We start from the raw sequence: 12576 nt of genomic DNA, 5'->3' as shown, positions 1-12576 counted from the left end.
GCCATCGTCGCCTCAGACAAAAAAATATCCCTCATGCATGACCGCTCACCCCTTTGTGCATCGCGACGGCCGCTGCCGGGCGTTCAACAGGCGCAGCAAAGGGGCGGATGACGTTGGCCAGGACCTCCTCGCGTGAGCCGAAGGCGTGAAGCATCCCATTGGACATTACGAGTACCCTGTCGATGTTGGTAAGGGCAGAAGGACGGTGCGCAACTACGATGACGATGCCTCCACGTCTGCGCACTGCCAGGATCGCGCCGGCCAAGGCGGTATCGCCATCGACGTCCAGATTTGAATTCGGCTCGTCCAGAACGACGAGAAACGGATCGCCGTAAAGTGCCCTGGCAAGCCCTACGAGTTGCCGCTGTCCAGCCGACAACGCTGTTCCTCCCTCGCCCATGCGAGTTTGAAAACCGTTCGGCAATCGCAGGATCATTTTGTCGACGCCCGCTGCCTTGGCAGCTGCAAGCACGCCCTTGGCGTCGCCCTTCCCGCCAAATCGCGAAATGTTATCGGCAACCGTTCCATCAAACAGTTCGACGTCCTGGGGCAGGTAGCCAATATGTGCGCCAAGACGTTCTTGGTCCCATTGGTCAAGCGAGGCGTCGTCCAGCCTCACCGTGCCGCGAAGTGGCTGCCAGACGCCCACCAGCGCGCGCACAAGCGTGCTTTTGCCAGAACCGCTCGGGCCGACAACGGCCATTCCCGTCCCTGCAGCCAGGCGGAAGCTGACATTGGCTACCGTCGGTTTTTGCTGGCCCGGTGGCGCTATAGTCAGGTCCTCGACCGCAAGCTCCGCTTGGGGGCGCGGAAGTTCCATATGTTCGTCCCGGTCAGGAAAAGCGGCCAGGGCCGTTGCCAGTTGCGAATAGCTTTGCCGGAACGCGGCGAAGCCTCGCCAGTTCGCGATAGCGGCGTCAACAGGAGCCAATGAGCGGCCCAGCAAGATGGAGGATGCGATGATCACACCTGGCGAGGCTTCGCCTCCTATCACCAGGTAGGCACCCAGTCCAAGAACGCAGGACTGCAAGGCCAAACGCAGTGCCCTAGAGAGTGCCCCGGTGGCGCCGACGACGTCGGAAAGCTTCTCTTGGTGCCTCAGATATGCGTTATTGATCTCGCCCCAGCGGTGGGCAAGCCGTGCGGAAAGGCCCATCGCGCGTACGACCTCCGCGTTGCGGCGTCCGGATTCGGCGAGATTGCGCTGCGACACCAGCGTCTCGGACGCGCGTGTCACCGATGTGCGGCCAAGAACTTCCGCCATGACCGTGAGCAGCACGACAATGATCGCACCGCTTGTGGACAACAGACCGAGCGCGGGATGCAGGAAATAGATGATCAGCAGGTAAAATGGAATCCACGGAGCGTCGAAGATGACAGTCGGCCCCATTCCGGAAAGGAAGCCGCGTAGCTGATCGAGATCACGGAGGGGCTGTATCCGGTTCGCATCCTGCCCGCCAATGAGCGGCAAGGACAGCGAGAGGCCGAACACCCTCTGCTTCAAATTCCTATGGACACGATTGCCCACTCGAACCAGCAGGCGCAGCCGCACGAAATCCAGCAGCCCGTAGACAGCGTAAAGACCCAGCATTCCGATGGTGAACCCGACAAGCGTCGGAACGCTCTGCGAAGGTAAAACGCGATCGTAAATTTGCAGCATATAGACCGAGCCGGTCAGGGCGAGAAGGTTTATGACTGCCGAGAATACGCCGACGCCTACCAGGCCAGGCACGGTCCCAAGCATTGCGCCTCGCAGATCCGACGAACTCCTTCCACCAGGGTTCATGGGTTTCGACCTCCCGTGAGAGATCGTTGCGCAAGCTCACTGGCCCCACTGGGCACGGACAATCTCTTGCTGTTCAGGAGCGTATCCCCTTAGCCTTCTAATATTACGCCCCACTAACATGATTGGACTTTAGTCAAAATGTAGCAAAATCGTGGCGCTGCCCTTAGAAACCCGGAACCCACATGTCAAATCGGGGGAAAACTGCCGTTCCACCGTATTTAGACGGGGTTTCATGCAGGGCGAGCCACCCCAAGAAAACCGCTGCCTGCCGTTTTCGGGGCTTTCTCGGGATTTAGCGCTTCCTCGCAACAACCAGGAAGTGTTGCGCCAGCTGGCCAGGAACGCAAAGCCTTCTGCAGGCCTTCTCGACAGGCTGCATCATCATTTCACAGAACCCTGGCAACAGGTTTCCCGGCCGAGGCAGGTAACCGTACGGTATCGTCTGCTCGACGGTGAATCCCGAGGCAGTCAGGAGGGCCTTGAACCTCGCCGCGCTCAGCGTGTGGCGAATTGTGCGTCCAGACACTCGATTGAGCAGCCGGCACGCCAGGCCGACGGGCGACGTCGCATTCATGTGAACGTTGCACACAAGCCGCCCGCCATCTTTCAGGTGCTCATTGATCGCTTTCAGTGCATGCCATTTCAGTTCATCCTCTGCGTTCAGGAAAAAACGAAATGCGGTTACCACATCGAACGTCATACCCAACTGCTCCCTTGTCACGTCGACGTGACGCAAACTCACATTGGGCGGTACTTGAGCGCTGTCGAGCATAGTTCTGGAAACGTCGGCGCCAACCACCTCGCTGAAGAGGCCGGCGGCTACCTCGGCGATGCGACCTGTTCCGCATGCGAAATCGAGGCAGTTTCGGCTCGCTCCGCTCAAGGGGCGAAGAACGTCGAGGATCAGGGGCTTTTCGATGTTCTCCCAAAGCGCGCCATAATAGCCGGAACTGTGCGTTTTGTTGTAATGTAGGCCGTAGCCGGGCGCGCAATGGCTGGTCCTGTAGCCGTCCGACACCCAGCCGCCCTGCGCATTGCTCTCCTTGCTGGACGTAAATTCATGCCAATTTCCGGACTCACCGGCGCGCGACCTGGACCGCACAATTCGCGCTGACGGCATATGGGAAGCATAACTTGCAGACTGCGTCATCTGATCCGCGTTCGTTGAGGGTGTCAGGGTCGCTCCCTGGTTGAAAATGCGCCTCACCTTGGATCTCCGTTCAGTTGGGTTGCCCCCCCGATAGAACAGTAAGCTCCGCACGGACTGCGCTGACGCCCTATTGGACTGCCACACTTTGCAGTTCACTGCTGAATCTGGCTTCGAGAGTATCCCCCGGCAGCACAATCGCATCTTCGTCAGCCAACAGCTTGCGCCATTCATTGCCGATCTTGCGCACAATGGTCACCTGGGCCCGTACCGTTTCGCCGGCAATCGGCAATGGCTGTGTGGATGCTCCGGTCGGCTGCAGCTTCTCGCTGGCGGCATGGAGCCTGGCGGTGACATCCGCCAGCCGGGCGTTGGTGTCCTTCAGATCCGTCAGCAGGCCAATCCTCCTTTGATTGTCGTTGCGTTCGTGCTGTCTGACAAAGTCCTCCTGCTGGCGCCGCGCCCTCATCAGTTCGACCGAGGTTTGAAGCGCGCCGCTTGAAGACAGAAGCAACGCGCGCCTGACATCCGCGAGCCGGGTGTTGGTCAGATTGCCTGCATCGAATGCCTTCGTCACTCGCGCCAAATCTTGCTCATCCGCCTTCACGCTCTCGCCCTCGACTCGTTCGCGTTTCTGCAAAACGCCAATTTGCTCGGCAGCGTCCGTCCGGCCCTTCTCCAGAAAATCCTGCTCTTGCCGGAAATCACTCAGCGCAACCTTCAGCGCCTCTGCTTCAGCCTGAGCCATCGCGGCTACAACGCTCGGCGAAAGAGGTGATCCCTGTGGTGTCTTCTTGTCGAAATCCGCCTGGCCCTGAAGCTCGGCGCGAATGCGGGCGGCGTGAAGGTATTCTTTCGTGTAATCTCCCCAGAGCATTTCGTAATCGCGCTTGAGATCGACCGGATCAGGCCCGGCCTGGCCCGCCCGTGATCGCAAAAGACTGAAGCCGCCGGAAACGGCCAGCGCCTGCCGTACAGTCATGAGCGGACGGTAGGCCTGTTGTCCCGGGGTGAGCACATCGCCCGTTACATAGATCGGGCGATAGTCCGCTATGATCGCTGTGACATCGTCGGGCTCGACAGTAACTGTCTGCTCCCGCCCATCAGTCAGACGCACGTGAAAAATCTTGCTTGGCAAGACCTCTTGCATGCGCCTTTGCAATTGGGACGCCGTCAGGCCTGCGACCATGATCATTCCAGCCTCCGGAAGGGCGATATTGCCATCCATCTGGACTACGGCGCGCTGCGTCCGATCAGGGATCGGCGCTATTCCTATCTCGACCGTATCGCCAGGTGAGAGTTGATAGGGCTCGACCTCGCCTGCGCAAGCCATCGAGGTTAGCGACATCATCACGACTGCGCCAAGAACGTATCGTCTACTGAAGGTCATTTGCGACAATCTCCTTCCGGTCGAACACCGGCTTCAAAGGCCATTCAACACGACTAACGAAATCGTATACCGGGCCACCGGGCACGCCCCAGTTGCTGGACCAGACCACCTGGGTGCCGTCTGGAGACGGAGAGGCATGCGTCTCGCTCCAGTAGTCGAAGGGCGCGTTGTGCGTGTCTGCGACACGGCGGACCTCTCCACTGCCGTCTAGACGCAGCGCAATGACTTGCTGAGCGTAAGGCGCCCAGTCGGGATGCTGCGATAGTTCGGCTGGCGTGCCGCCATAACTCAGAAACACCCAGCCGGGCCTGCCGAGCGACCTGAGTGACGCATGCATGGCCTCGCCATATTTCATCAGCGAGGTAGCCTTGCCATCAGCCAAGCGGCGCTTGATCACCTGATATTTGTCAGGATCCGATTTGCTGATCCCGACATAGATTTCGCTTCCGTCGGAATCGACCGTCATGTCGCCATGGCCCGGTCGATGGTGCTCCATCCACTTCTGGCGCAATATGCCGTCTATGGAGAAGACGAAACTCGCTTCGATTCCGTCCGGTAATTGCTGGGAACACACTATGTTGATTCCGAGTGGTGAGATCGAGCAGGAGCCGGTTGTTCCCGGTAATTCGGCAAGATCGATATCCGGGAATTTCCGCCGTTGCTTTAGATCGTAGCCAAAGACCACCGCTCTGCCGTCATTGTTCGTTGCACGCACCGCAATCCGGCTGCCGTCGCGGCTCGGATTGCCTTTGTTGGGTCCAAATTTGAGGTTGGAGTACGCTGCGGAGGCAAACACGACGTCCTCATGATCGGTACGTGGCGCCCATGTCGCAATCTGCCGGCCCCCGACGCAGATCATCAACTCGGGATCAGTGGGATGCCATTCGCATTCGGTAGCGCGGTTGCGGTGGAACAAAGGCAAGTAGGTTTGTCCGTCGAGAAAGCACAGGCCACCGCAGCCATTCGCGATCAGGAGCAGGCTCTGGTCGGCATTCCAAGCCTGTGCGCTTGAGTAACGGTGGGTGCAGTACTTCTTCCCGCATACACCCGCCCGGCCGAGAACGCCCGGTCTGGTGATCCGTGCGAAAACCATGCCAGACCAAGGATCCCTTGTTTCGCGCACATAGCCCGGCAGGTTGTTCAGGACCGCAGTGGCCGCCGCCTCCGCTGCCTTGCTTTGACGGCCACCGGCAACGTAGATGTTGGGAGATATGGCACCGGCAGCCAGCAACAGCGCCAACGCATGACGGCCGCCCAGGGTCATGTCATGTAACCCACTTCGCGCCGTACCCGGCCTTCACTAAGGCGCTCGCGCCACCACGTGATTGTTCGCTCCAGCCCATCGCGCAGGCTGGTCTGTGTCCGCCATCCAGTCTCGCGTTCAAAGCGCGAGGAGTCGGCGAGCAAGGCGCGAACTTCGGAATTTTGCGGCCTCAGGCGCCTTTCATCACGACGGACCGGCTTTTTGCAATCGGTCAACTCAAGAACAATGGCCAATACGTCCGAGACGGTCGCAGCGCGTTGGCTGCCAGCGTTGTAGGCGTGGCCGAACTCGAGCTGGGCGAGACCTGCGGTCAGGAACGCTGTCGCGGTATCTTCGACATAGGTCAGGTCGCGGATCGGGCTGGTATCCCCGATCATGATTGCAGGACATTTCGGGTCGAGGACCTGCCGGATAATGGTCGGCACGATGGCGCGTTCACTCTGGCGCGGGCCATACGTGTTGAAGGGTCGCATGATGACCACAGGGACATCGAACGACCTGGCGTAGGACTCCGCCATCATGTCGGCGCCGATTTTGGACGCCGAATACGGTGACTGTCCCTGCAGGGGGTGTGTTTCGCCGATCGGCATGGTTTGGGCAGTTCCATAGACCTCGCTCGTCGAGGTATGGATCACCCGCTCCGTCTCCCACAGGCGCGCCGCTTCGAGGACATTCACCGTGCCTAAGATGTTGGTTTCCACATAGGACTGGGCAGCGGCGTAGGAGTATGGAATCGCAATAAGCGCCGCCAGATGAAAAACCGCGGCTTGGCCGCGCATGATCCGGTTAAGGAACGCACTGTCGCGGACGTCACCACGGACGAGCCTCAACTGGCTGCGGATGGTGTCCGGCAGATCGTCTAGCCATCCATGGCTGTCGAAGGAATTGTAAAGGGCAAGGGCTGTGACATCTGCCCCGTTGCGAACAAGCGCCTCCGTGACATGCGAACCGATGAATCCGTCCGCGCCGGTCACCAGGACTTTCTTTCCATTGTAGCTCATCACTGCGCATTCCTTTGGCTGTTTGGAACGCTTCCCTTGGATATTCAAATGTCGATCGGCGGTACCGGAACCCAACCGACCACTGCCAGCACTCCCCGCACCATCCACGCGAGGTCGGAGACGATGGTGCGTCGCGGATAATATGAGAGGTCCAGTGTTGCCTTGGCGGGGAACATGACCTCCCGGTAGAACACGATCGGATCTACGGATTGGGGGAAGTAATGCGCTTCGTGCCGAAAAACGACCTGGGCTGGTCCCAGCAGGCCTGGCTTGTATTGCAGCACGGCCCTAAGCTCGCCCCGGAAACAATCGGCGAAAGCCAGGCTCTCGGGCCGTGGGCCGACGATCGCCATTTCGCCTTTGAGGACATTCCACAGCTGCGGTAGTTCGTCCAGCTTCGTCGCTGCGAGAAAGCGGCCAACGGTGGTCATGCGTGTATCGCCCACGACCGTCAGCGCAAGGCCTTGAGAGCCGCAGTTCACACCGAATTTGCGAAATTTGTACATGCGGAAGGTTCGGCCGCCGGCCCCGATGCGGGTCTGAGCGAACAAGATCGAGCCACCGCCCTCGAGCAGAAGCGCTCCGGCGATCAGCAGCATCAATGGCGCCAATGCGACGGTAGCGATGCCCGCCACCGCAAGATCGATTGCGCGTCTCGCAAAGCCGTGATCAGGATTGGGAACGAACATCCGGTGAAAGGCAGGGTCTAACGCATTCATGCAGCAGTTCCTCTTTGGGCGCCTGCTTTGAGCGCGCCTGTTTTGAGCGCGGCTGCCAGGGCAGCCACGACTGATTCGGCGGCGGCGGAAGTGATCTGGGGGTGCAGCGGAATTGTGAGCTCTCGCTCAGCGAAATCCTCTGTTCGGGGCAAACTCACGCCGGGAAGGCGCTCGCGGTAGAACGTCATTTGGTGCACCGGCGGGTAGTGGATGGTGGTCTGTATGCCCTGTGTCCGCAGCTCGTCGATGACATCCTGCCGGCTCGCGTAGCGCGGCAGGACGATCGGCATGATGTGGTAAGCCGACGTCCGGGGTTCGCTAAATGGAATGACAATGGCTGGGCAACGGTCCGCGATCAGGCGTCGGTACAAGACAGCTATGATACGCCTGATTTCGTTCCACTCTTGCAGGTTCTGCAACTGAACCAGCCCTATTGCCGCTCGCATCTCGTCCATTCGGTAGTTGAACCCGAGCATCGTGACATCATATTGCGGCGTACGACTGTTCAGCCGCTGATGCGTCCCCGTGGTCATTCCGTGCCCGCGGGCCAGGCGAACCCTGTCGAGCAGATCGGGGTCACGTGCAATCACGGCGCCCCCTTCGGCCGTTGTCATGTTCTTGTTGCCATAGAAGCTGAACGCGGCCGCGGCGCCGAAGGTCCCGACTTCCCTAAGCCCGGGCGCGTGCGCAGCGTCCTCGATGATATGCAGCCCGCGAAGCCGGGCGAACCGCTGCCATTGTTCCCGATCGGCGAGATACCCGGCGAAGTGAACGAGAATGACCGCTTTCGTGCGCGTCGTGCACCGCGCTTCGGCTTCCGCAACCGAGATCAACGGCACGTCGACGGACTCGATGTCGACGAAGACCGGCGTCGCCCCTACATACAGCACCGCATTCGCCGTCGCCACGAACGTCAGCGAAGGAACCAGTACTTCGTCGCCAGGGCCGATGCCCAAAGCATGGAGGAGAAGATGGAGCGCTGCGGTGCAGGAACCAACCGCGACGCAATCTCGCGCGCCATGCATGCTGGCAAAGGCCTGTTCGAACTCTCGTACCCTGTCCCCCATCGTAAGCCAGCCGCTATCAATCACCTGCGACAGGGCTGCCTTCTCTGGCACGCCTAGGATCGGGGCGCTCACCAAGAGCATCTTGACCTCCTGAAAGCCTTGTTAGTGGCTAGACCTCTGCATCAGACTTTCATGCGGCTGCAGCGGCAGCCGCGACCTCGATTGAGGACGACTGATCTTCCCAGGCAATTGCCTGTGCATTCTGGAAGTCATCGACACGACCGATGTCGAGCCAAAGACCGTCATGCTTGTAAACATGCACGGTCGTGCCGCCCTGCATCATCTGCAGCATCAGGTCATCGAACCCAAATGGGATCCCGGACGGAATGAACCGCAGGACATCTGGGTTCATGCAGTAAATACCCATGCTGACGAGATGGGAAAGCGTCGGCTTTTCCCGGAAGAGCTGGACGGTATTGTCGATCTCGTCGATGACCCCGAAGTCCATCTTGATATGACGGCACGCCGTGGCGATCGTAACGGGATCCCTATGCAAGCGGTGCGCGGCTACAAACCGGCTCAGGCTTAGATCTGTGAGGACATCGCCGTTCAGAACGACAAATGTTTCGTTCAGTTCATCCCTAATCAGAGAGAGAGGTCCGACGGTGCCGAGTGGCTCCATTTCCTGGGTATATTTGATCTTCAAGTTCCATTGCGATCCGTCGCCGCAGACGCTCCGGATCAAATGTCCTAGATACCCTGTCGTAATATATACCTCTTCAATGCCGTTGCGCCGCAGCCACTTCAAAAGCAACTCAAGAACAGGCCTGGCCCCTATCGGCATTAATGGTTTCGGCAGGACCGATGTAAACGGTCGAAGGCGCGTACCCATCCCACCACATTGAATCACCGCTTTCATTCGATCCTCCTGATCTGCAGTTGGCTTTGTTCGGGATCGGTGTTCCATTGTCCGGCCAGGGCACACCCTCAAATCCGGCCAAACCTCGGCGGCAATCCGAACATCATATGCGAAAAGGTATGTGACAGCCGGGGCGGCTGTCGTCGTGCATTCGAATGGTAGGGATTCAAAACGTTCAAGGTATTAGATGGCCACGAGATCAACAGCCGATAGAAGCGCGATTGGGCACTGATCATGACGCCGATAAAACGAAAGCAATTGCTTTCAAGAAAGCTGCGATCCGCCAGGGGCGGACCGGCCTACAGGTCCGGCGACAGCGGGTGGCGACATAACAGATGTCACATGATTACGATGGTCCTGAACAGCTGGCTTTGGACCCAGAAATGGGAAACCGGCATCGTTTTGCGGACGGGCACCGCACGCCAGGGTTAAAAATCTATGGATGAGCTTCGCAATTTAGTATTATATTAGACGTTCTGGATGTGCGTGGATGGGACGCTGCGGACATCACTGTGATGCGTTGACCAGTGGATGGCCGCCATTTTAGGACCACCACGGATTGTCGATCATAGGCGAATGGGAGGTTCCAGCGGGTTTTCTCGTCGGGAACCGAGTAACGCGTTGGGGTAGTTGCATGGCTCGGATCGTCATTGCCGACGATCACGGCTTATATCGGCGTGGTCTCCGGCTGGCTCTCATGGCTGGAATTCCAAGCGCCGAAATATTCGAAGCTTCGTGTTTCGATGCCGCGGTCAATCTTCTAGAGGAGCAGGCTTCCATCGATCTTGCGATCCTCGATCTGAACATGCCTGGGCTGTTCCATCAGGAAGTGCTCAGCGACTTTATGGCTGCCTATCCTGACACTCGCTTTGCGATCGTTTCCGGGGATGATTCCCGCTCGGAGATACTGACCGCGCTTTCGATCGGACTTCACGGGTATATCGTCAAATCGCAGAGCGACGAAGAAGTCGTGCTGGCTGTAAACGAAATCCTCGCTGGCCGGATCTATGTGCCATCTCTGCTATCTCGAACGTCTGCCGACCAGAGATCGCATGCCCCCCCACCTCCGGTTCAAAATCCCAGCCGCCGGCACGAGGGCTCGGGCGACGTCGCTAGGCTGACGTCTAGACAGAAGGACGTCCTCAAGCTGATGGCAGAGGGGTACTCGAATAAGGAGATTGCCCGTAATCTGGACATTGCCGAGGCGACAACGAAAATCCATGCCGCAGCCGTGCTGCGTGAGCTTGGGGTTAGAAACCGTACCGAAGCAGCTGTGTTGCTCCAAAGCTGGCTGACGAGACAGGCGAGTTGACGTATGCCCCTCGAACCGGCCCGAGTTTGCTTGCAGGAAATCGCAGCAAAGGGCCCACACCATCGGTTAATTGGCCAATTCGGCTTCGACTTGGAGGGGCTCTATTGCAATCCAAATTCCTCAATTTCTTTGCGCGATACACGCAGCGAATATCGAAGGCCATCTTCGGTTATTTCCATATTCGGGGAATGCCCGACAAGCGGCGTGCTGTCCACACCGATTATCAGTGACCCGAACCCGCGGCGTACGACTTTTGAACTCTTCCGTCGGCCCGATTCCACCCAATCGAACACGAGGTCGTCACCTTCGTCCTCGGATGCAAATCGCCACTTAACTTCGACCTTGCCATTCGGGTCACCCAGCGCACCATGTTTCACCGAGTTTGTCGTCAACTCGTGAAGGATCATCGCCAAGCCCTCGGCGGCGCCGCTTGGCACAGTGAGGGAAGGTCCACTGATCGTAATGTCGCGTGTCTCCTTGAAGGGCTGCAATTCCCGGTCCACGAGTTCATGGAGCATCCCTGACAGGTTGGCATGACGAGAAAGGATGCGATGGGTCGCCTCCAGTGTTCGAATCCAATCGATCAACATCTCCTTGTATTTGGCAACATCATTGTCGGGAATATCGATCATGTTGACCAGAGCTCTAATCACTGGAAACACATTGCTGAACCGATGGCGCTCTTCGCGCATTATGCGCTCGCGTCTCTTTACGGCGGCGCGAAGCAAAGTTGTTTGTCGACGTTCGGTCAGATCCGCCGCCACCCCGATGCGCATTTTGCGGTCGCCGTGCTCTTCCTGCCGTCCACGCAATGCAATCCAGCGTGTGTGACCATCCACTTGCCGGACGCGAATCTCGACGTCAAAGTTCAATGCCGATGAAGGCTTTGCCGAGGCGGACAACTTCGGCCAGTCGACGGGATGGATTACGGCCGAGAGTTCTTCCAAGCGGCGGACTGGGGCCGGAGGCAGACCAAGGATGTCCCAGAACTTGCCGGAGCCGGCGACTGTCCCATCCTCAATGTCTATTTGCCATGTGCCCAGGCGCCCGGCAGATACGGCGAGATCGAGCCATTCCTTCTGAGCCCGAAGGGCCTCGCGTGCCGCTTGTCGCTCGGAAATATCGTCAATCACCGCGAATACGCTCTCATTTGGCGCCTCTTCCGGCCGCGACGAAGACAGGGCCAGGTGAGCCCAGAATGCCGTGCCATCCTTGCGCAAAACGCGGATATCCGTAGCAGACGCGGTCCCATTGCCCAAATCTTCCAAAAGTTTCCGCACAGTACCTCGATCGTCGGGGACAATGAGTTCCTCCAGCTTGAGTTGGGCAAGTTCCTTGTGCGCGTAGCCGGTCATCTCCAAAAGCCGTCTATTCGACTGCAGCAGTTCGCCATGGCGATTGGTATTAGCAAAGCCCAAGGCGGCAGCGTCGATGGCACCGAGCCTCGCTTCTGCCACCCTGAGCGCACCATGCAGATCTTGTCGCAGGCGGTGGAACACAGCTGCGATCAGGCTACCCGAACCCAGAAGGAAGACGGCCCCGGTCCAGTCTCCACCAGTGAGGTGACCGTCCAACAGGTGTCGCATCCACAAGCCGGCGACCGCCATCAGAAGCGTTGCTGCGATGGCAACAAAACGGCCCTCAAGATACACGATGACAACGGTTATGGGGATAAACGCAACAAGCGGCAACGGCTGGCCGCCATATACCGTACTTATCGCCTCGAATGCTATCGATGCTGCAAACACCAAAAGCGAAGCTAGATGAGCCCACGTAGTGCTCGACACATTCGATTTGAGCCAGCGCAGGTCCGAACCCATGCGCAAAGACTACAACTTTCGGTCTAGTCCGTCGAGACTAGGCCGAAGGGGTGGCACCTAATCCCAATGCCCGATTGCCATGACTTTGCCGGCGAATAAAATCATGGTGTCAGGAGCGCTCTTCAGAAAGATATATCCAAGAGACGCTGCGGAAAAACCATTCGCAGATTTCTCGCAGTATGTGGAAATTCAAGTTGAAGCAGCAACTTCA

General features: G+C 58.5%; 10 protein-coding genes. 1 reads left to right on the top strand and 9 read right to left on the bottom strand.

Features of this window, described 5'->3' with window-relative positions; genetic code table 11:
* Positions 1-31: 31 nt before the first annotated feature.
* From ACYG9R_RS20035 to ACYG9R_RS20000, 8 genes are all read right to left on the bottom strand, one after another.
* A complete protein-coding gene (locus tag ACYG9R_RS20035) occupies positions 32-1744 on the bottom strand; it encodes a type I secretion system permease/ATPase (protein ID WP_023824747.1) in 1713 nt (570 codons plus the stop codon).
* A gap of 334 nt (positions 1745-2078) precedes the next feature.
* The gene (locus ACYG9R_RS20030) at positions 2079-2993 is read right to left on the bottom strand and encodes a class I SAM-dependent methyltransferase (protein WP_245260104.1); all 915 of its coding nucleotides are present in this window, start codon (positions 2991-2993) and stop codon (positions 2079-2081) included.
* A 70-nt stretch (positions 2994-3063) separates the two neighbouring features.
* Positions 3064-4323 (bottom strand): polysaccharide biosynthesis/export family protein, encoded by a 1260-nt coding sequence (locus tag ACYG9R_RS20025; RefSeq protein ID WP_023824745.1) that lies wholly within the window; start codon positions 4321-4323, stop codon positions 3064-3066.
* Positions 4310-5587 carry a hypothetical protein gene (locus tag ACYG9R_RS20020; protein ID WP_023824744.1) on the bottom strand — a complete coding sequence of 426 codons (1278 nt, stop codon included), beginning with the start codon at positions 5585-5587 and terminating at the stop codon, positions 4310-4312. The genes ACYG9R_RS20025 and ACYG9R_RS20020 overlap by 14 nt, the downstream gene beginning before the upstream one ends.
* Entirely contained in the window at positions 5584-6588 is a 1005-nt protein-coding gene (locus ACYG9R_RS20015) for an SDR family NAD(P)-dependent oxidoreductase (RefSeq protein ID WP_023711226.1), read from the bottom strand. Before ACYG9R_RS20015 ends, ACYG9R_RS20020 begins: the two co-directional genes overlap by 4 nt.
* 44 nt (positions 6589-6632) lie before the next feature.
* The gene (locus ACYG9R_RS20010) at positions 6633-7307 is read right to left on the bottom strand and encodes a sugar transferase (protein ID WP_023824743.1); all 675 of its coding nucleotides are present in this window, start codon (positions 7305-7307) and stop codon (positions 6633-6635) included.
* The gene (locus ACYG9R_RS20005; protein ID WP_023824742.1) at positions 7304-8455 is read right to left on the bottom strand and encodes a DegT/DnrJ/EryC1/StrS family aminotransferase; all 1152 of its coding nucleotides are present in this window, start codon (positions 8453-8455) and stop codon (positions 7304-7306) included. Before ACYG9R_RS20005 ends, ACYG9R_RS20010 begins: the two co-directional genes overlap by 4 nt.
* Positions 8456-8504: 49 nt before the next feature.
* On the bottom strand, positions 8505-9233 hold the full coding sequence (locus tag ACYG9R_RS20000) for a nucleotidyltransferase family protein (RefSeq protein ID WP_023681041.1): 729 nt from the start codon (positions 9231-9233) through the stop codon (positions 8505-8507).
* A gap of 634 nt (positions 9234-9867) precedes the next feature.
* Here ACYG9R_RS20000 and ACYG9R_RS19995 point away from each other — a divergent pair.
* A complete protein-coding gene (locus ACYG9R_RS19995; RefSeq protein WP_023670902.1) occupies positions 9868-10545 on the top strand; it encodes a LuxR C-terminal-related transcriptional regulator in 678 nt (225 codons plus the stop codon).
* 101 nt (positions 10546-10646) lie between these two features.
* On the opposite strand, the gene ACYG9R_RS19990 is transcribed toward ACYG9R_RS19995, so the two are convergent.
* A complete protein-coding gene (locus tag ACYG9R_RS19990; protein ID WP_023824741.1) occupies positions 10647-12365 on the bottom strand; it encodes a PAS domain S-box protein in 1719 nt (572 codons plus the stop codon).
* Positions 12366-12576: the final 211 nt, after the last annotated feature.

This window comes from Mesorhizobium sp. RSR565B, from assembly GCF_054719465.1.
Note: the sequence above shows the minus strand (reverse complement) of the source record. Positions and strands in the feature narration are given on the sequence as shown.

What these genes read in the sequence shown, in the direction of transcription:
- ACYG9R_RS20035 (WP_023824747.1), bottom strand. Translation starts at nt 1,744, where the DNA reads ATGCTTGGGACCGTGCCTGGCCTGGTAGGCGTCGGCGTATTCTCGGCA.
- ACYG9R_RS20025 (WP_023824745.1), bottom strand. Translation starts at nt 4,323, where the DNA reads ATGACCTTCAGTAGACGATACGTTCTTGGCGCAGTCGTGATGATGTCG.
- ACYG9R_RS20020 (WP_023824744.1), bottom strand. Translation starts at nt 5,587, where the DNA reads ATGACCCTGGGCGGCCGTCATGCGTTGGCGCTGTTGCTGGCTGCCGGT.
- ACYG9R_RS20015 (WP_023711226.1), bottom strand. Translation starts at nt 6,588, where the DNA reads ATGAGCTACAATGGAAAGAAAGTCCTGGTGACCGGCGCGGACGGATTC.
- ACYG9R_RS20010 (WP_023824743.1), bottom strand. Translation starts at nt 7,307, where the DNA reads ATGAATGCGTTAGACCCTGCCTTTCACCGGATGTTCGTTCCCAATCCT.
- ACYG9R_RS20005 (WP_023824742.1), bottom strand. Translation starts at nt 8,455, where the DNA reads ATGCTCTTGGTGAGCGCCCCGATCCTAGGCGTGCCAGAGAAGGCAGCC.
- ACYG9R_RS20000 (WP_023681041.1), bottom strand. Translation starts at nt 9,233, where the DNA reads ATGAAAGCGGTGATTCAATGTGGTGGGATGGGTACGCGCCTTCGACCG.
- ACYG9R_RS19995 (WP_023670902.1), top strand. Translation starts at nt 9,868, where the DNA reads ATGGCTCGGATCGTCATTGCCGACGATCACGGCTTATATCGGCGTGGT.
- ACYG9R_RS19990 (WP_023824741.1), bottom strand. Translation starts at nt 12,365, where the DNA reads ATGGGTTCGGACCTGCGCTGGCTCAAATCGAATGTGTCGAGCACTACG.